The sequence below is a fragment of the Streptomyces sp. NPDC046977 genome, assembly GCF_040644455.1.
Taxonomy (GTDB): Bacteria; Actinomycetota; Actinomycetes; order Streptomycetales; family Streptomycetaceae; genus Actinacidiphila.
This window is the reverse complement of sequence record NZ_JBEYWO010000025.1, coordinates 1-19,288: the sequence shown is the minus strand read 5'-3', so window position 1 is coordinate 19,288 and position 19,288 is coordinate 1. Positions and strand designations below refer to the sequence as shown.

15 protein-coding genes are annotated in these 19,288 nt (G+C 72.9%); 4 read left to right on the top strand and 11 right to left on the bottom strand.

What is annotated here, in order from left to right; genetic code table 11:
• Positions 1–58 precede the first annotated feature (58 nt).
• The 11 genes from ABZ883_RS30900 to mraZ form a co-directional block, all read right to left on the bottom strand.
• Positions 59–829 carry an FtsQ-type POTRA domain-containing protein gene (locus ABZ883_RS30900; RefSeq protein WP_360911924.1) on the bottom strand — a complete coding sequence of 257 codons (771 nt, stop codon included), beginning with the start codon at positions 827–829 and terminating at the stop codon, positions 59–61.
• A gap of 113 nt (positions 830–942) precedes the next feature.
• On the bottom strand, positions 943–2,034 hold the full coding sequence (murG, locus tag ABZ883_RS30895) for an undecaprenyldiphospho-muramoylpentapeptide beta-N-acetylglucosaminyltransferase (RefSeq protein WP_360911922.1): 1,092 nt from the start codon (positions 2,032–2,034) through the stop codon (positions 943–945).
• A 6-nt stretch (positions 2,035–2,040) separates the two neighbouring features.
• On the bottom strand, positions 2,041–3,447 hold the full coding sequence (gene ftsW / locus ABZ883_RS30890; RefSeq protein WP_360911920.1) for a putative lipid II flippase FtsW: 1,407 nt from the start codon (positions 3,445–3,447) through the stop codon (positions 2,041–2,043).
• 41 nt (positions 3,448–3,488) lie between these two features.
• Positions 3,489–4,898, bottom strand: coding sequence for a UDP-N-acetylmuramoyl-L-alanine--D-glutamate ligase (gene murD / locus ABZ883_RS30885; protein ID WP_360912153.1), 1,410 nt, complete (start codon positions 4,896–4,898; stop codon positions 3,489–3,491).
• Positions 4,899–4,969: 71 nt separating this feature from the next.
• On the bottom strand, positions 4,970–6,034 hold the full coding sequence (mraY, locus tag ABZ883_RS30880) for a phospho-N-acetylmuramoyl-pentapeptide-transferase (RefSeq protein WP_360911918.1): 1,065 nt from the start codon (positions 6,032–6,034) through the stop codon (positions 4,970–4,972).
• Positions 6,034–7,458: a UDP-N-acetylmuramoyl-tripeptide--D-alanyl-D-alanine ligase gene (gene murF, locus ABZ883_RS30875; protein WP_360911916.1), complete on the bottom strand. Its 1,425-nt coding sequence runs from the start codon at positions 7,456–7,458 to the stop codon at positions 6,034–6,036. Before murF ends, mraY begins: the two co-directional genes overlap by 1 nt.
• Entirely contained in the window at positions 7,455–9,200 is a 1,746-nt protein-coding gene (locus ABZ883_RS30870; protein ID WP_360911914.1) for a UDP-N-acetylmuramoyl-L-alanyl-D-glutamate--2,6-diaminopimelate ligase, read from the bottom strand. The genes murF and ABZ883_RS30870 overlap by 4 nt, the downstream gene beginning before the upstream one ends.
• A gap of 47 nt (positions 9,201–9,247) precedes the next feature.
• The gene (locus ABZ883_RS30865; protein ID WP_360912151.1) at positions 9,248–11,122 is read right to left on the bottom strand and encodes a penicillin-binding protein 2; all 1,875 of its coding nucleotides are present in this window, start codon (positions 11,120–11,122) and stop codon (positions 9,248–9,250) included.
• A 220-nt stretch (positions 11,123–11,342) separates the two neighbouring features.
• The gene (locus ABZ883_RS30860) at positions 11,343–11,816 is read right to left on the bottom strand and encodes a hypothetical protein (RefSeq protein ID WP_360911912.1); all 474 of its coding nucleotides are present in this window, start codon (positions 11,814–11,816) and stop codon (positions 11,343–11,345) included.
• Positions 11,813–12,781 carry a 16S rRNA (cytosine(1402)-N(4))-methyltransferase RsmH gene (rsmH, locus tag ABZ883_RS30855; RefSeq protein WP_360911910.1) on the bottom strand — a complete coding sequence of 323 codons (969 nt, stop codon included), beginning with the start codon at positions 12,779–12,781 and terminating at the stop codon, positions 11,813–11,815. Before rsmH ends, ABZ883_RS30860 begins: the two co-directional genes overlap by 4 nt.
• Before the next feature lie 189 nt (positions 12,782–12,970).
• Positions 12,971–13,402, bottom strand: a complete 432-nt coding sequence (gene mraZ / locus ABZ883_RS30850) for a division/cell wall cluster transcriptional repressor MraZ (protein WP_360911908.1) — start codon at positions 13,400–13,402, stop codon at positions 12,971–12,973.
• 244 nt (positions 13,403–13,646) lie between these two features.
• On the opposite strand from mraZ, the gene ABZ883_RS30845 reads away from it, so the two are divergent.
• The 4 genes from ABZ883_RS30845 (at position 13,647) to ABZ883_RS30830 (ending at position 19,139) form a co-directional block, all read left to right on the top strand.
• The gene (locus tag ABZ883_RS30845; RefSeq protein WP_360911906.1) at positions 13,647–14,189 is read left to right on the top strand and encodes a carbonic anhydrase; all 543 of its coding nucleotides are present in this window, start codon (positions 13,647–13,649) and stop codon (positions 14,187–14,189) included.
• Positions 14,190–14,298: 109 nt separating this feature from the next.
• On the top strand, positions 14,299–15,276 hold the full coding sequence (locus tag ABZ883_RS30840; protein ID WP_360911904.1) for a MoxR family ATPase: 978 nt from the start codon (positions 14,299–14,301) through the stop codon (positions 15,274–15,276).
• Positions 15,277–15,309: 33 nt separating this feature from the next.
• Complete coding sequence (locus tag ABZ883_RS30835; protein WP_360911902.1) at positions 15,310–16,653, top strand: DUF58 domain-containing protein; 1,344 nt, start codon at positions 15,310–15,312, stop codon at positions 16,651–16,653.
• Entirely contained in the window at positions 16,650–19,139 is a 2,490-nt protein-coding gene (locus ABZ883_RS30830) for a DUF3488 and transglutaminase-like domain-containing protein (RefSeq protein ID WP_360911900.1), read from the top strand. The genes ABZ883_RS30835 and ABZ883_RS30830 overlap by 4 nt, the downstream gene beginning before the upstream one ends.
• The last annotated feature ends 149 nt before the right edge of the window (positions 19,140–19,288 follow it).

The following is a 19,288-nucleotide window of genomic DNA, read 5'->3' as shown; positions in this document are numbered from 1 at the left end:
CCCTATGTGATCACGCAGGAGCCGGACCAACCAGGGTGTCGAACGGAAGGCTGAGACGTCAACCGTCCGATGCCGCAGGGGCTGTTGGGGCACTCACGTCGTAGAAGACGGCATGCTCTTCGACTTTCATGAGCGTCGCGAGCGCGAACGCCTTTTCCTCGCCACGCTCCACGCTCCCCCACACCACGGTGCGTCCGCCCGCCAGCTGCACCGAGATGTCGTCCCAGGAGCGGACTTCGATCAGACGGGCCTGCTGGTAGGCGGCTTTCGGGAGGTCCGCGGCGACCTGGACGGCGGCGGCGAGGAGCCGCTTTGTCCCGAAATGACGAAAGCTCGCCGAGTCGCGGTCGGGGTTCAATTCGATGACGGGGACGCCCTTGATGAGGTCGCGGATCTTGGCGAACCGTACGCCGTCGGCGTCCACTTCGATGAAGTTCCCGCCATCTTTCACCAGGGCCGCGGGAGTTCGCTCCGTCACTTTAAGAACGATCGTGTGCGGCCATGAACGTTCCACTGTCACATTCGCGATCCGCGGAAGGCGTTCCCGCAGCCGGCCGGCCACCGCGTCGGTGTCCACGGAGACCAACGGGCCGTCCAGCGGCACCCCGGCGGCGTCCCGCACCTCGTCCGGTGTCAGCACGTCGGCGCCGGTCACGGTGACGGACGTCGCGCGCAGCCAGGCCGAGCCGTACAGCAGCCAGGCGGACGTGCCCGTGAGCAGACCGGCGGCCGCGAGCACCGCGAGCGTGATCGCACGGCGGCGGCGGGCCGATCCCGGCGACGGCTGGATCTGGTCGGCGGCCGGCTCGGCGGTCGTCGGTACGGCCACGTTCGCCTCCGGGGGTTGGGGGTGGGTTCGTCCGCTGCGCAGCAGGCTAGCCGCCCCGCCCGGCTCACCTGCGGGCGCACGCCGGTGGGTGGGCCGGGGCCCACCCACCGGGCTCAGCGACGACGGGCCGCGATCGCCTCGTGCACCATGCCGACCAGCAGCTCGTCGGCGTGCGGGCGGCCGAATTCGGCCGCGGCGCGCGACATTTCATACAGTCGGTGCGGATTGGTCAGAACGGGCAGGACATGGCCCAGCACCCACTCCGCGGTCAGTTCGGCGTCATCGACGATGACGCCGCCGCCGGCCTTGACCACCGGCTGCGCGTTGAGCCGCTGCTCGCCGTTGCCGATGGGCAGCGGCACATAGGCCGCGGGAAGGCCCACGGCGGACAGCTCGGCCACCGTCATGGCGCCGGCACGGCAGAGCATCATGTCGGCGGCGGCGTAGGCCAGATCCATCCGGTTCAGGTAGGGCACCGGGATGTACTGCGGCATGCCGGGCATATTGTCGGCCTGCGGGAGTTCGTTCTTGGGGCCGACCGCGTGCAGGATCTGCACGCCGGACTGCTGAAGTCGCGGCGCCACGGAGGCGATCACCTCGTTGAGCCGCCGCGCGCCCTGCGAGCCGCCCGAGACCAGCAGCGTCGGCAGGGTCTGGTCGAGCCCGAACGCGGTCCGCGCCTCGCCCCGCATCGCGACACGGTCCAGCGTCGCGATGGAGCGGCGCAGCGGGATGCCGATGTAACGGGAGTGCCGGAGCTTGCTGTCGGGGGTGCTCACCGCGACGTGCTCGGTGTAGCGCGAGCCGATCTTGTTCGCCAGGCCGGGGCGGGCGTTGGCCTCGTGCACCACGATCGGCACACCGAGCCGCTTGGCGGCCAGGTAGCCGGGCAGCGCCACATAGCCGCCGAAGCCGACCAGCGCGTCCGCCTTGGTGCGCTCCAGGATCTGCTCCGCGGCCTTGATCGTGCCGCGCAGCCGCCCGGGCACCGTGATCAGCTCGGGGGTGGGCCTGCGCGGCAGCGGGACGGCGGGGATCAGAGCCAGCTCATAACCGCGCTCGGGCACGAGCCGGGTCTCCAGGCCCCGTTCCGTGCCCAGCGCGGTGATCCCCACGGTCGGGTCCTGCCTGCGCAGGGCATCGGCAAGCGCGAGCGCGGGCTCGATGTGGCCGGCGGTCCCCCCACCGGCGAGTACGACGTGCACCGAAATTCACCGCTCCCTGGACGGCCGCCGTGCGACGAACCGCCTCATCGTCCGTGTCATTGCCCCCGGCCAGTAGCCGGGCCCCCGCGCCTTGAGTGCCGCCCGCGCCCCGGGCTCGCTCCTTGCGAAGGAAATGAGCAGCCCGATCGCGAACATGGTCGGCAGGAGGGCCGAGCCCCCGTAGGAGAACAGCGGGAGCGGGACGCCGGCGATCGGCAGCAGACCGAGCACCGCACCGATGTTGACCACGAACTGAGCCGTGATCCACGTCGTCACCCCACCCGCGGCAAACCTGACGAAGGGGTCCTCCGTACGACCGGCCACGCGGATACCCGCATAGCCTAGAGCCGCGAAGAGGGCGAGCACCGACAGCGTCCCCGCCAGGCCCAGTTCCTCCCCGGTCACGGCGAAGATGAAGTCGGTGTGCGGTTCGGGCAGTTGGCCCCATTTTTCCACACTCGCACCCAGACCGGAACCGAACCATCCGCCGGAGGCCAGGGCGTAGATCCCGTGCACGGCCTGCCAGCAGCCGCCACTGGGAGTGACATCGGTGGCCCCGATGCAGGCGAGCCGGCCCATCCGGTTGCCGCTGGTCTTGATCAGCAGGAAGCCGATGACCCCCGCCACCGCGAGCACGCCCGCGAACAGCCGGGTGGGGGCGCCGGCGATCCACAGCAGGCCGAAGAGGATCGCGGTCAGGATGATGGCGGTGCCCATGTCGCCGCCGAGCATGATGAGGCCGAGCAGCAGGAAGGCGATCGGCACCAGCGGGATCAGCAGGTGCTTCCACTGCACGAGCAGCTTCTTGTCGTCCTTGCGGGCCAGCAGGTCCGCGCCCCACAGCACCAGGGCGAGCTTGCCGAACTCACTGGGCTGGAGCTGGAACGGGCCGCCGAGGTAGATCCAGTTCTGGTTGCCGTGCACCGACTGCCCTATCCCCGGCACCTGTACGAGTGCCATCAGGAAGACCGAGCCCACCAGCAGCGGGTACGCCAGCGCCCGGTGCAGCCGCACGGGGATCCGGGACCCCACGATGAGCAGCCCGGTGCCCAGTACGGCCGCGAAGAGCTGCTTGCGGAAGTAGTACGTGGAGGGCAGCCCGTACTCCAGGGCCTTGATCTGGGAGGCGGAGAAGACCATCACCAGGCCGAGGACAGTGATCAGCAGGCTGCTGCCGAGGATCACGTAGTACGCCGTCAACGGGCGGTCCCAGGCCCGCTTCACCCGGTCGAAGACCACCTTGGCGCCGCGCAGGGCGCTCCCCCGCGACGAGCTCCGCGGGGGCCGGGGCGCGGGCGGCCGCGCACGCCCCGGGCGGGGCAGTGCCGCCGCCGGGCGCGCCGGGCGGGCGGGGGCGCCGAGCGCGTTGCGGGAACGAGAACCGGGGGCGCCACCGTGGTCGGCTGCCGTCATGTCCCCTCCTTGGTCGCGGTGCGTGCCGGAGCGGCCTGCGGCTACTGCCCGGTGCCGGGGGCCCGCAGGTCCCGTACGGCCTCGGCGAACGCGTCGCCGCGGACGTTGTAGTTCGCGAACATGTCCATCGAGGCACAGGCCGGGGCCAGGAGCACCGTGTCGCCCGGGTGGGCCAGGTCCCGCGCTGCGCGGACGGCGGCCGCCATCGCCCCAGTGTCGGTGCGGTCGAGGTCGACGACCGGGACCTCGGGGGCGTGTCGCGCGAGCGCTTCGCCGATGAGCGCCCGGTCGGCGCCGATCAGCACAACACCGCGCAGCCGCTTGGCGGCCCCCGTGACGAGCCCGTCGAACGTCGCGCCCTTGGCGAGGCCGCCGGCGATCCAGACGATGTGCTCGTACGCGGCCAGGGAGGCCTCGGCGGCGTGCGTGTTGGTGGCCTTGGAATCGTCGATGTACGTGACGTCGTCGACCGTGCCGGCGTGCGCGATGCGGTGGGCGTCCGGACGGAAGGCGCGCAGTCCGTCGCGCACGGCGGCCGGCTGCACGCCGAAGGCACGGGCGAGGGCGGCCGCGGCCAGCGCGTTGGCGATGTTGTGCGGGGCCGGCGGGTTCACGTCGGAGATCTCCGCGAGCTCCTGGGCGGAGGTGTGCCGCTCGGGGGCGAAGGCCCGGTCGACCAGGATGCCGTCCACGACACCGAGTTCGGAGGGCCGCGGGCTGCCGAGGCCGAAGCCGATCGCGCGGCAGCCCTCCTCGACGTCGGCCTCGCGCACCAGCGCCTCGGTCGCGGGGTCGGCCAGGTTGTACACGCAGGCGACCGTGTTGCCCTCGTAGATACGGCCCTTGTCGGCGGCGTAGGCCGCCATGGAGCCGTGCCAGTCGAGGTGGTCCGGGGCGAGGTTGAGCACCGCGGCGGAGTGCGGGCGCACGGAGGGCGCCCAGTGCAGCTGGTAGCTGGACAGCTCGACGGCCAGCACGTCGTACGGCTCGTCGGAGAGCACGACGTCCAGGACCGGGGTGCCGATGTTCCCCACGGCCGCGGTGCGCAGGCCCGCGGCGTTCAGGATCGAGGCGAGCATCTGCACGGTCGTGGTCTTGCCGTTGGTGCCGGTGACCGCGAGCCAGGGGGCCGCCGCGGCGCCCCGCAGCCGCCAGGCCAGCTCCACGTCGCCCCAGACCTCGACCCCGGCCGCCTCGGCGGCCGTGAAGAGCGCGCTGGTGGGCTTCCAGCCCGGGGAGGTGACGATCAGTTCGGTGCCCTCGGGCAGGGTGGCGCCGTCGCCGAGCCGCACGGCGACGCCGAGCGCCTCCAGGGGGGCGGCCTGCGCGCGGTGCCGCTCGCTGTCGCCGCCGTCCACCACGGTGACCCGCGCGCCCAGCGCGGCCAGCACCTCGGCGGCCGGGATCCCGGAGACCCCGAGTCCGGCCACCGTGACACGGCGGCCCGGCAGTCCGAGCGCGCGGGCCGCCTCGACGGCGTGCGCGGGCAGCGTGCGCGGGCCGCCCCGCCCGGAGGGCGGCGTCACTGCGCGGCCACCCAGCCCGCGTAGAAGAGGCCGAGGCCGACGGCCATGCACATGCCCTGGATGATCCAGAAGCGGACCACGACCAGGACCTCGCCCCAGCCCTTGAGCTCGAAGTGGTGCTGCAGCGGGGCCATGCGGAAGACCCGCTTGCCGGTGAGGCGGAAGGAGCCGACCTGGATGACCACGGAGAGGGTGATCAGGACGAACAGGCCGCCGAGGATGGCGAGCAGCATCTCGGTGCGGGAGCAGATGGCCAGACCGGCCAGCGCGCCGCCCAGCGCGAGGGAGCCCGTGTCGCCCATGAAGATCTTCGCGGGCGAGGTGTTCCACCACAGGAAGCCGAAGCAGGCGCCCATGAGCGCGGCCGCGACGACCGCGAGGTCCAGCGGATGCGGCACGTCGTAACAACCCGGCCCTGCGGTGACGACGTTCGAGCAGGACTGCCCGTACTGCCAGACGCCGATGACCGTGTACGAGGCGAAGACCATCACCGAGGCGCCGGTGGCGAGGCCGTCGAGGCCGTCGGTGAGGTTCACGCCGTTCGACATCGCCAGGATCATGAACAGCGCCCAGATCACGAAGATCACCGGGCCGAGCGACCAGCCGAAGTCCTGGGTGAAGGACAGCCGCGTGGAGGCGGGGGTGACCCCGCGGGAGTCGGCGAACTGCAGCGACAGCACCGCGAAGGTGATGCCCACGATCAGCTGGCCGGCCATCTTCGCCTTGGCGCGCAGACCGAGGCTGCGCTGCTTGACGATCTTGATGTAGTCGTCCAGGAAGCCGACCACGCCCAGGCCGGCGAAGAGGAAGAGCACCAGCAGGCCGGAGACCGTCGGCCGCTCGGAGGTGATCACCTTGGTGAGCGCGTACGCGAAGAGCGTGGCCAGGATGAACGCGATGCCGCCCATGGTGGGCGTACCGCGCTTGCTGTGGTGTTCCTTGGGGCCGTCGTCGCGGATGAACTGGCCGTAGCCCTTGCGGGCCAGCAGCTTGATCAGCATCGGAGTGCCGATCAGGGAGAGGAAGAGTCCGAGGACGCCCGAGACCAGGATCTGGTTCATTACTGAGCGACCCCGCCCTCGACGCCGTCGAGCAGCGCGAGCGCGACCCGTTCCAGTCCGACTGCCCTCGATGCCTTCACCAGCACGACGTCCCCCGGACGCAGCTCACTGCGCAACAGGTCGATCGCCGCCTCAGCGTCGGACACGTGCACCGACTCCTCACCCCACGAACCCTCGTTGTAGGCGCCCATTTGCACCCAGGCGGCCGCCTGGCCGCCGACCGCCACCAGCTTGCTGACGTTGAGCCGGACGGCGAGCCGTCCGACCGCGTCGTGTTCGGCGAGGGACTCCCCGCCGAGCTCGGCCATCTCGCCCAGCACCGCCCACGTGCGGCCCCCGCGTGCCTCGGCGGCGCGCCCCATGGCCGCGAGCGCGCGCAGGGCGGCCCTCATGGACTCGGGGTTCGCGTTGTAGGCATCGTTGACGACCGTCACGCCGTCCGGCCGCTCCACGACCTCCATACGCCAGCGGGACAGCGTCCCGGCTTCGGAGAGCGCGGTGGCGATCTCGTCTGTGGGCATGCCGAGTTCACGGGCTACGGCGGCCGCGGCGAGCGCGTTCGACACGTGGTGCTCACCGTACAGGCGCATGGTCACTTCGCTGCACCCGGTAGGTGTTGTGAGCGTGAAGACCGCCTGACCTCGGTCGTTGAGACGGACGTTCTCGGCACGCACGTCGGCGTCGGGGGCCTCGCCGAAGAACACGACGCGCGCCTTGGTGCGCGATTCCATGGCGCGCACCAGGGGGTCGTCCGCGTTCAGCACGGCGATGCCGCCCTCGGCGGCCTCCGGCAGCCCCTCGACCATCTCGCCCTTGGCCTGGGCGATCTGCTCGCGGCCGCCGAACTCGCCGATGTGCGCGGTCCCGACGTTGAGGACCAGGCCGATGCGCGGCGGGGTCAGCTCGGTGAGGTAGCGGATGTGGCCGATGCCGCGGGCGCCCATTTCCAGCACCAGGTGCCGGGTGGACTCGTCGGCCCGCAGGGCGGTGAGGGGCAGCCCGATCTCGTTGTTGAGGGAGCCGGGCGTCCAGACGGTCGGGGCGAGCCGCTGGAGCACCTGGGCGATGAGGTCCTTGGTGCTGGTCTTGCCCGCCGAACCGGTCAGCGCCACGAGGGTCGCGCCGAGCCGTTCGATCACGTGCCGGGCCAGCCGGCCGAGGGCGAGCTGGACGTCGTCCACGACGATCGCGGGCACACCGACCGGCCGGGCGGCCAGTACGGCGACCGCGCCGGCCGCGACGGCCTGCTCCGCGAAGTCGTGGCCGTCCACGCGCTCGCCCTGGAAGGCGACGAACAGTCCGCCCGGCCGCACCTGACGTGAGTCGATCTCCACGGACCCGGTGACCCGGAGGCCGGGGTCCGGTATGTCGTACGTGCTCCCGCCGACCGCCTGGGCGACCTCGGCGAGGGTGAGTGGGATCACAGCTGGTCCTGGTCCTTCTCCTGCGCTGGTGTGCCCGCGGCGTGCCCGATGGCCGCGCGGAGTACTTCTCGGTCGTCGAAGGGGCGTACCACTCCGGCGATGTCCTGGCCCTGCTCATGGCCCTTGCCGGCCACCAGTACGGTGTCGCCGGGCCCGGCCAGGGAGACGGCCGTCGCGATGGCGGCGGCCCGTTCCGGCTCGACGATCACGTGGCCCCGCTCGTGCGCCGGGACCCCGGCGGCACCGGACAGCATCGCGGTGAGGATCGCGAGCGGGTCCTCGGAGCGGGGATTGTCGGAAGTGAGCACCACGGTGTCGGCGAGCCGCGCGGCGGCGGCGCCCATGGGGCCGCGCTTGGTCCGGTCGCGGTCGCCGCCGCAGCCCAGCACAATGTGCAGGCTGCCCTTGGTCACCTTGCGCAGCGCCCGCAGCACCGACTCGACGGCGTCGGTCTTGTGCGCGTAGTCCACGACCGCCAGGTACGGCTGGCCCGCGTCGACGCGCTCCAGCCGGCCCGGGACGCCCGGCACGGCGGCCACCCCGTCGGCGGCCGTCTGCGGGTCGATCCCGGCCACCGCGAGGGCGGTGATCGCGGCGAGCGCGTTGGCGACGTTGAAGGGGCCCGGCAGCGGCGAGACGGCGCTGATCCGCCGCCCCCCGGGACCGACCGCGGTGAACGTGGAGCGCAGCGCGCCGATCTCGACGTGCTCGGCGCGCCAGTCCGCGTCCGGGTGGCCCTCGGCGGAGAACGTCGTCACCGGCACCTGCGCCTCGCGCACCAGCCGGCGGCCGTACTCGTCGTCGAGGTTGACCACGCCGAGCCGGCTGCGGCGCGGGGTGAACAACTGCGCCTTGGCCTGGAAGTAGTCCTCCATGCCCGAGTGGAACTCCATGTGCTCGGGGCTGAGGTTGTTGAAGACCGCGACGTCGAACACCGCGCCGTCCACCCGGCCCAGCACCAGGGCGTGGCTGGAGACCTCCATGACGACCGCGCCGACGGCCCGTTCGCGCATCACTGCGAACAGCGCCTGAAGGTCGGTGGCCTCGGGGGTGGTGCGCTCGCTCTTGATCCGCTCGTCGCCGATCCGCGACTCCACGGTGCCGATGAGGCCGGTACGGGTGCCGTGCACCGCGCGCAGGCCGCCCTCGACGAGGTAGGCGGTCGTGGTCTTCCCGGACGTGCCGGTGATGCCGATCTGCAGCAGGTCCTCGCCCGGCCGGTCGTAGATCTCGGCGGCCAGGTCGCCCATCGAGGAGCGGGGGTCCGGGACGGTCAGGACCGGCAGCCCGGTCGCGGCGGCGCGCTCGGCGCCCGCCGGGTCGGTGAGGACCGCGACGGCGCCCAGAGCGGCCGCCTGGGCGGCGAAGTCGGCGCCGTGGAAGCGGGCCCCGGGCAGGGCCGCGTAGAGGTCGCCGGGGCGGACGGCACGCGAGTCGTGGGTGATCCCGGTGACCGGGGCGGCGTCCTGCGCGGGCGGCCGCACGCCCAGCCTCGCGGCCAGATCCGCGGGCGACTTGGGGCGGACCCGGGTAGGGCGGGGCGCGCCGGGCTGGGGCTGTTCGGGTGTGGGGGACTGATCAGCGAGTGACACGGCGGTGAGAGTACCCGCCGGGCCGGTCCCGGGGCCAAAAGGCCTCCGCCCCGGTTCCCGGGCGGCACTTCGCCCCCCGGGGCCTCCCGCACGGTCCGCGTCCGCCGCGCCACCGTGCGTGCCCGCCGCGGCGGGGCCGTCCTCGGTCATGTCCGCCGTCCTTCCGCCCGCACGCCGTTGATGTCCCTCACGCCCCTTCACGACTTCGACGAGCCCCATTCGACCGGCAGGGCCGGCGCACGCGTACCGCTGGGCGGAACCCGCAGGGACTTCAGGGCGAACTCCATGACCTGCTTGAAGACCGGGCCGCAGATCTGCCCGCCGAAGTAGCTGCCGCGCGTGGGGTTCTGGATCACGCAGGAGACGGTCAGCCGGGGCTTGTCCGCCGGCGCGAAACCCATGAAGGAGGCGGTGTAGCCACTGTAGGTGCCGGTGTCCGGGTCCACCCGGTTGGCCGTGCCGGTCTTGCCCGCGACGCGGTACCCGGCGATCCGGGCCTTGACGCCGGTGCCCTGCTCGCTGCCGACGACCGACTCCAGCATCGTGGCGAGCGTCCGGGCGGTCTTGGTGCTGACCACCCGGGTCTTCTTCGGTGCGGCGGCGGGCACGAACTGCCCGTCGGGGCCGGTCGTCCCGCGCACCAGGCTCGGTTCCACCCGGACACCGCCGTTGGCGATGGTCGAGTAGACCGAGGTGGCCTGCACGGCGTTCAGCGACAGGCCCTGTCCGAACGGGATCGTGTACTGCTGGGACGCGTTCCAGTCGTCCGGCTTGGCCAGGATGCCGGGCGTCTCACCGGGGAAGTCCAGCCCGGTGGGCCGTCCGATGCCGAACCGGCTCAAGTAGGAGTAGAGGACGCGATTGGCCTGTTTCTGGTTCTTGCCGAGCTGTTCCGCGGCGAGGATCGTGCCGATGTTGCTCGACTTGGCGAGCACGCCGTTGAGCGTCAGGTACCAGGTGCCGTGGTCCACGTCGTCGTGGAAGACCCGGTCGGCGCGGGGCAGGGTGCCCGGCACGGTCACATGGGTCTCCGGGGTGGCCACGCCCTCGTCAAGGACGGCGGCCATGGACATCAGCTTGCTGACACTGCCGGGCTCGTAGGCGTCCTCGATCGCGAAGTTGTGCAGCGACGAGGCGTCCGCCCTGGACAGGTCGTTGGCGTCGAAGCCGGGCGAGTTGGCCATGGCCAGGATCTGGCCGGTGCGGGTGTCCTGGACGACGACGTAGCCGCGGTCGGCGTCGGACTCGGCGACCTGGTCGGTGATGGCCCGCTGCGCCGCCCACTGGATGTCCCGGTCGAGGGTCAGCTCGACGTCCGTGCCGGGCTCCGCCGCCCGTTCGCGGACGCTGGCCGTGGGCACCCGGCGGCCGCCGGACTGGGCGTAGGTGATCGTGCCGTCCTTGCCGGCCAGGAGCTTGTCGAGGCTGTTCTCCAGGCCGCCGCCGCCCACGTCGGAGGCGTTGACCCAGCCGATGACACCGGCGGCGAGATCCCCGGCGGGGTAGACCCGCTTGCTGTGCCGCAGCCGGAAGACGCCGGCGAGATAGTTGCCGCCGTTGTCCTTGGCCGCCTTGTCGGCCAGCGCGTTCTGCAGGTCCCTGATCTGGTTCCAGACCTGCGGCGACTGCTGATGGGCGATGATCTCGTTGCGCGACTTGGGGTAGTTCGCCAGCTGCTTGGCGATGGTCTGCGCGTTGCCGTCGACGATCGGGGCCAGGAGCTCGGCCGCGCGCTGCGGGCCGTCCTTGACCTTGGCGTACTCGGGGGTGAACAGCAGCGGGTCGGCGGTGATGTCGTACGCGTCGACGGTGGTGGCCAGGTCGATGCCGTTGCGGTCGGTGACCGTGCCGCGCTCGGCGGGCAGCGTGGCCTTGAAGTTCCGGTTGATCTCGGCCTTGGCGGTGAACGTCGCCGCGTCGACGGCCTGCACCTGGAAGAGCCGGATGACGAAGGTCAGCATCACGAGGGAGAGCGCCAGGCTCACCAGCCGCAGCCGGGGGCGCGGTCTGCCCAGCCGCAGCAGCGCCGCCCCGGAGGGCGAGACCGGTCCCCGCGGCGCGGGACGGCGCACCCGCTGCCGCGGCGGCGGGTTGCCGCGGGCGTGCGCCTCACGGGGCGGAACGGGCCTGCGCGCGCCGCCGCGCGGAGGCTGGCGGCGCCCCGCCGCGTCGTGGCCGGCACCGGGCACGGGCCGCCTGCGGGGCGGTTCGCCGTCGTGGCTCACCACGCGGCGGTACCTTCACCGGCGCGGGACGGCGGGGTGCGCCGGCGTCCCGGTACGGGGTCGGGGGTCACGGCGTCTCCTGAGGGGTGACGGACGGACTGGCGGACGAACCGGCGGGCGGGCTCGCGGGCGGGCTGACGGAGGGCGCCGGGCCCAGCGAGGCCGCGGCGGAACCGCTGGGGGCCACCGTGGCCGGGGCGGTGCTCGGGGACGACGGCGGCGCGGCGGGGTCGTCGCTCGCGTTGCCCGGGTCGCCGAGCACGGAGCCGTCGGGGGCGAGGAAGGCCGGGTTGCCGCCGGGCACCATGCCGAGATCGCGGGCGCGCCGGTCGAGCGCGTCCGGGGCGGAGTACTGGTCGACCTCCTGCTGGAGCTCCTGCTCGTCGTCGGTGTACTGGGTGGTCTCCTTCTGCAGCTCGCTGAGCTTGAAGGAGTCCCGGTTCACCGCGGAGTTGAGAAGCAGCAGGGTGATCAGGCCGCCGCCGAGCAGGAGCACGATCAGCAGGACGAAGGGCGACCGTGCCGCCGTGCGCCGGCTCATGCCCGGGCCTCCCTGATCCGCTGGGCGCCGCGCAGCCGGGCGGGGGCCGCCCGGCGGTTGGCGGCGATCTCGTCCTCCGTGGGCAGTTCGGCGCCGCGCGTGAGCAGCTTCAGCCGGGGCTGGTACTCCTCGGGCACCACGGGCAGCCCGGGGGGCGCGGTGGTGGCCGCACCGGCCGCGAAGACGCCCTTGACCAGGCGGTCCTCCAGCGAGTGGTACGACAGCACGGCGATCCTCCCGCCCACCGCGAGCGCGCCGACGGCCGCCGGGATCGCCCGCTCCAGCACCGTCAGCTCGCCGTTGACCTCGATGCGCAGCGCCTGGAAGGTGCGCTTGGCCGGGTTGCCCCCGGTGCGCTTGGCCGCCTGCGGAAGGGCCTCGCGGATCAGCTCGACCAGCCGCGCACTGTGGGAGAAGGGCTCGCCGGCCCGCTCCCTGACGACCGCCTCGACGATCTTGCGGGCGAACTTCTCCTCGCCGTACTCGCGCAGGACGCGGACCAGCTCGCCCGGCGGGTAGGTGTTGAGCACTTCGGCGGCGCTGATGCCCTTGCTCTGGTCCATCCGCATGTCCAGGGGAGCGTCCTGGGCGTAGGCGAAGCCGCGGCCGGCCTCGTCGAGCTGCATGGAGGAGACGCCGAGGTCGAACAGGACGCCCTGCACCCGGGGCGTGCCGAGCCCGGCCAGCACCTCGGGCAGTTCGTCGTACACGGCGTGCACGAGGGTGGCCCGGTCGCCGTACGGGGCGAGCCGCTCCCCCGCCAGCTTCAGCGCGGCGGGGTCGCGGTCCACGGCGACGAGCCGGGCCTGCGGGAAGCGCCGCAACAGGGCCTCGCTGTGCCCGCCGAGGCCGAGGGTGGCGTCCACGACCACGGCGCCCGGGGCGCCGAGGGCGGGGGCCAGCATGTCCAGGCAGCGGTCCAGCATGACCGGGACGTGGCGTGGCTCGGAGGGGGTGGTGCTCATGGGGCCCTTCTCAAGTACTTCCGGGGACGTACCACTGGGTCCCCGCCCGCTCGTGGACGGACCCCTGGCACCGGGGAAGGAGTGCCGGCGGACCGCGGAGCGGGAGGAGGCCGAGTGTCACGTACGCGTACGTGAGCCATCAGGCTAGATCAGAGGGTGTGCGGCGGGGCAGGTCGGGACGGGGCGTTGTCACAGTAGGCCCGGGGGCACCTCCTGCGACAACGCGGAGAAGGCGTCCTCCTGGGCGGCCAGGTACTCCTCCCAGGCGGTGGCGTCCCACACCTCCACCCGGGTGTTGGCGCCGATGACGGCGCAGTCCCGGCGCAGGCCGGCGTAGTCGCGCAGCGGCTGCGGAAGGGTGACGCGGCCCTGCTTGTCGGGCACCTCGTCGTGGGCCCCGGCGAACAGCACGCGCATGTAGTCCCGGGCCGCCTTCGAGGTGACCGGCACCCTGCCGAGCTCCTCGGTGAAGGCGCGGAAGCCCGCCGCGGGCCAGACGCAGAGGCAGCGCTCCTGCCCCTTGGTGATGACCAAGCCGTCGGCGAACTGCTCGCGGAACTTCGCGGGCAGGACCAGTCGGCTCTTCTCGTCCAGCCGCGGCGCGTACGTCCCGAGGAACATCCGCACCTCCCGCTTGACCGGCCACTGGCTGGCGACCCACTTCGCGCCACTTTACTCCACGGGGCCCCACGGTCAACGAGAAGCCCGCCCCGGCACGGGCGTACAGGGGTACGGCCGTGACGGAATCACTCGCATGGGCGATCCGCGCCGACGCCTGTGGCTTACCTCACACTGCGGGTGTTTGACCGAGTTTTGCCGGACCCGGCAGCGGGTGTGTCGGCCCCGCGCCGTCTACGGTCGTCCCATGTCGACAAACGCGCAGCAGCCCGCCACCGGCGCCGGCACCGCCACCTCCTCCGTCACCGATCGCCTGGTCGAGGCGAACCGCGGCTACGCGGCGCGGTTCACCGACCCCGGCATGGACGCCCGGCCGGTCCTCCAGGTCGCCGTGGTCGCCTGCATGGACGCCCGGATCGACCTGCACGCCGCGCTCGGCCTGGAGCTCGGCGACTGCCACACCATCCGCAACGCGGGCGGCGTGGTCACCGACGACACCATCCGTTCGCTCACCATCAGCCAGCGCGCCCTCGGCACCCGCTCGGTGGTGCTGATCCACCACACCGGCTGCGGCCTGGAGTCGCTCACCGAGGACTTCCGCACGGAGCTGGAGGAGGAGGTCGGCCAGCGCCCGACCTGGGCCGTGGAGGCGTTCCGCGACGTGGACCAGGACGTCCGGCAGTCCATACAGCGTGTGCGGACCTCGCCGTTCCTGGCACATGCGGATGATGTGCGCGGATTTGTCTTCGACGTCCACACCGGCCTGCTCCGGGAAATCACGAACGAGTAACGGAAGCCGAGTGACGCGGAGCATAGTTGAAGGGGAGAATGCTCCTTAAACACGGGGAGGGCCGGTCCAGGGATGACCGCGACCCCAGGAACGGGCCGAGGAGAACCGGGTGACGACCTATGAGTCGCGAGCAAGCCTCAGCGATCTGACCGCCACGGCGGACCGCGTACGACGGTCGGTGGAGAACGTGATCGAGGGCAAGCCCGAGGTCGTACGGACTGCCCTGACGGTGCTGCTCGCCGAGGGACACCTCCTGATCGAGGACGTCCCCGGCGTCGGCAAGACGATGCTCTCCAAGGCGCTGGCCCGGTCGATCGACTGCTCGGTCCGGCGCATCCAGTTCACGCCGGACCTGCTGCCGTCGGACATCACCGGTGTGAGCGTCTTCGACCAGCAGCGCCGCGACTTCGAGTTCAAGCCGGGCGCGATCTTCGCGCAGATCGTCGTGGGCGACGAGATCAACCGCGCGTCGCCCAAGACGCAGTCGGCGCTGCTGGAGTCGATGGAGGAGCGGCAGGTCACCATCGACGGCAGCACCTACCCGCTGCCGAGCCCCTTCATGGTCATCGCCACCCAGAACCCGGTGGAGATGGAGGGAACGTATCCGCTGCCCGAGGCGCAGCGGGACCGTTTCATGGCCCGGGTCTCCATCGGCTACCCGAGCATGGAAGCGGAGCTGGAGATGCTGGACGTGCACGCGGGCGTCAGCCCGCTGGACGACCTCCAGCCGGTGGCCCACGCCCACGAGATCGTCAAGCTGGTCGAGGCGGTGCGCACCGTGCACGTGTCGGCCGCGGTGCGGCACTACGCCGTCTCCCTGGTCGCCGCCACCCGCGACCACCCCGACCTGCGCCTGGGTGCCTCCCCCCGCGCGACGCTGCACCTGGTGCGCGCCGCCCGCGCGGCGGCGGCCCTGGACGGCCGGGACTTCGTCCTCCCCGACGACGTCCAGTCGCTGGCCTCCACGGTCCTGGCGCACCGTCTGCTGCCCACGGCGCAGGCGCAGTTGAACCGGCGCACGCCGGAACAGGTCGTCGCCGAGATCGTGCAGCGCACCCCGGTCCCCGACCCGTACGGCAGCCGATGAATCCGAGACAGGGCGGGGCGCAGGAGGCATCACGTGACCGAGCGTGAAGGCGGCCTCCGCGCCGCCCTGGGCGGTCTCACGACCCGTGGCCGCTCCTTCCTCGCGGCGGGCGTGGCCGCCGCGGTCTGCGCGTTCGTACTCGGCCAGACCGACCTGCTGCGCGTCGGGCTGCTGCTGGCCGTACTGCCGCTGCTGTGCGTGGCCGTGCTCCACCGGACGCGGTACCGCGTCGCGGGCAGCCGCCGGCTGACGCCCTCGCGGGTGCCGGCGATGTCCGAGGCCCGGGTCCACCTGCGCATGGACAACGTGTCGCGGCTGCCCACCGGGCTGCTGATGCTCCAGGACCGGGTGCCGTACGTGCTGGGCCCCCGGCCGAGGTTCGTGCTGGACCGCGTGGAGCCCGGCGGCCACCGGGAGGTCTCCTACCGGGTCCGCTCCGACCTGCGGGGCCGCTACCCGCTGGGCCCGTTGCAGCTGCGGCTGACGGACCCCTTCGGCATGTGCGAGCTGACCCGGTCCTTCAGCGCGCAGGACACCCTGACGGTGGTGCCCCGCGTCGAGCCGCTGCCCGCGGTCAAGCTCAAGGGCGACTCCTCCGGCTACGGCGAGAGCCGCACCCGGGCGCTGGCCCTGGCCGGCGAGGACGACGTGATCCCGCGCGGCTACCGCCACGGGGACGACCTGCGCCGCGTCCACTGGCGCTCCACCGCCAAGTACGGCGAGCTCATGGTGCGTCGCGAGGAGCAGCCGCACCGGGCCCACTGCACCATCCTGCTGGACACCCGGGCAGTGGCCTACTTCGGAGCCGGGCCCGACTCGGCCTTCGAGTGGGCGGTCTCCGGAGCCGCGTCCGTCGCGGTGCACATGCTGGAGCGGGGCTACACGGTACGGCTGCTGACCGACAACGGCAGCACCGTGCCCGGCCACGAGGGCTTCGGCGCGGACACCTCGGACGCCGCCGGGGTCCTGCTCGACACACTGGCCGTCGTCGACCACTCCGACGGCGCCGGGCTGTCGCGCGCGCTCGACGTGCTGCGGACCGGCAGCGAGGGGCTGCTCGTGGCCTTCTTCGGCGACCTGAACGAGGAGCAGGCGGCGATGGCCGCCCGGATGCGCCAGCGGGCCGGCGGCGCCGTCGCCTTCCTGATGAGCCGCGAGGACTGGGGCGGGGCGGACACCGGCGAGACGTACCACGGCACGGACCGGCCGGACCTGCCGGCGGGCGCGGTGAGCGACCAAGACGGCACCGCGCGCAGCGTGCGGCTGCTGCACGAGGCCGGCTGGACGGTGCTGCCGGTCTCCCACGGCGACGGTCTGGCGGAGCTGTGGCAGCGCGCCGACCGGCGCCGCGCCCAGGAGGAGGCGGGAACCCGATGATGAGCGGACGCGGACGGATCGCGGCGTTCGCGGCGCTGGCGACGATCCTGACCTCCTTCGCGCTGACGCCCCTGGCAACGCCGAGCTCGTGGGTCGTCCAGGCCATGGCCCTGGTCCTGCTGCAGACCGGCGTCGGCGCCGCGGCCCGGCGGGTGCCGCTGGCCAGGCCGCTGACGATCGCGGCACAGGGCATCGTGTCGCTGCTGGCGCTCACCCTGATCTTCGTCCACGACCAGGCCGTGCTCGGGGTGTTCCCCGGGCCCCCGGCCTTCACCGAGTTCGGGCGGCTGCTGACGGCCGGCGTGCAGGACGTGGGCCAGTTCGCCATCCCGGCGCCGGTCACCGACGGCATCCGCCTGCTGCTGGTGGGCGGCGTCCTGGTGATCGGGCTGGTCGTGGACGCGCTGGCGGTCACCTACGGCAGCGCGGCCCCGGCGGGACTGCCGCTGCTGGCGCTGTACTCGGTCGCGGCCGGGCTGTCCGGGGGCGCGAGCAAGTGGTGGCTCTTCCTGCTCGCCGGCGTGGGCTATCTGCTGCTCCTGCTCGCCGAGGGCCGGGACCGGCTCTCGCGCTGGGGACGGATCTTCGGCGGGCCGGGCGGCGCGGCGCGCGGCGGGGGCGGCCCCGCCGCGCTGTCGGGCGGCGGCACGGTGGCGCCGGTGCGCACCGGACACCGCATCGGGGCGGTCGCGCTGGGCGTGGCGCTCCTGGCGGGCCTGGTCCCCGGGCTGGGCGGCGGACTGCTCCAGGCGACGGGCGCGGGCCAGGGCGGCGGGGGCGGTGGCGGGACCATCGCCGCGGTCAACCCGGTGGTCGCCCTCCAGGACAACCTGAACCAGCCCCAGGACCGGGAGGTGCTCCGCTACCGCACCAACAGCCAGTCGACCGGCGACATGTATCTGCGGATCGTCTCCCTCGACCGGTTCACGGGCGACAAGTGGGAGCCCTCGCAGCGCGCCCTCACCGACGTGCCCAAGGTGCTGCCCGTCCCGCAGGGCCTCGGCCCGCAGACAGCGACCTCGCTGACCGAGACCTCGATCGTCGCGGACCGCGGCTATGTGCAGATGTGGCTGCCGATGCCGTACCCCGCCCAGCAGGTGCACGTCGACGGCCGCTGGCGGTACGAGCCCGAGGGCCGCACCATCATCGGCGACCGCGGGCAGAACACCTCCGGTGCCAGCTACCAGGTCACGAGCCTGCGGCTGCAGCCGACGGCCCAGCAGCTTGCCGCCGCCCCGCCGGCCCCGGCGCAACTGCGCGCGGAGTACACCAAGGTGCCGGACTCGCTGCCGGAGGAGGTCAACCGCACCGCGCTGGACATCACCAAGGACGCCACCAACGACTACGAGCGGGCGGTGGCGCTGCAACGCTGGTTCACCTCCGGCGCCTTCACGTACGACACGTCGGTGCGCTCCGGCACGGGTGTGCAGGCGATCACGCGCTTCCTGAAGAACAAGGAAGGCTTCTGCATCCACTTCGCCTTCACCATGGCCGCGATGTCCCGGACGCTCGGCATCCCGGCCCGGGTGGCCGTCGGCTTCACCCCGGGCACGCCCCAGTCGGACGGCACGTACACGGTGGGGCTGAAGGACGCGCACGCCTGGCCCGAGCTGTACTTCGAGGGCATCGGGTGGACCCGCTTCGAGCCCACCCCGACCCGGGGCACCACCCCGGACTACACCGCGCAGACCACGGCCCCGGACCCGGCGGGCGTCACCACCGACACCCCGCAGCAGGACCCGACCGTCGCGCCGGAGCACGGCCCGACGGCCACGCCGACCTGCGCGGCCAAGGACATCCAGCTCGGCAACTGCGACCCGCTGGCCGGATCCGCCGACAGCGCTCCCCCGGCGGGCGGCTTCTGGCAGAACATACGGGACCTGCTGGGCACTGTGTGGTTCTGGGTCGTGAGCCTGCTCGTGCTGCTGGTCCTCGTGCTCTTTGTGCCGTTGCTGTGGCGGCGCCGGGTGCGGGCACGACGGCTGTCCGGCCGGCACGACCCGGCGGCCGAGGAGGCGTGGCTGCGGCTGACCGGGCGGGACCTCGCCGAGCCGGGCGCCCGTGAGGGCGCGCGCACGCTGGCGGTGTGGCAGGAGCTCGTCGACACGGCCTGGGACTACGGCCTGCGGCCGAACGAGTCCGAGACACCGCGCGCCGTGGTGGCCAGGCTCGTCGGGGGCGGCGGGCTGGAGGGCCCCTCGCAGGACGCGGCCCGGCGGCTCGGCGACGCCGTGGAGCAGGCGCTGTTCTCACCGCGGCCGACCGCGGCCCTGGGCAGCGCGGCCGATGTGCTCCTGGTGGCGGACGGCCTGCGGCGCTCGGCGGACGGCACCGCCCGGCTGCGCGCGCTGCTGCTGCCGCGCTCGTCGGTCCGTCTCCTGTGGCGGATCAGCGAGGTCTGGACGGACTGGAGCACCCGGGCCTCCGACCGCCTCAGGAGCACCGGTGACCTGATGCGCCGGCCGCTGCGGCGCGGCGCTTCCTAGCCCGCGTACGGGAGAGGGGGCGGCATTCCCGACGGGAATAACGGCCGGTCCCGGCGTTCCGCCTCCCGGGCCGCCGAGACGAGCCGGTCGAGTCCGCCACGCAGCCACGGCATCCTGGCGCGCAGCGGATGCCAGGCGTCGCCCAGCCG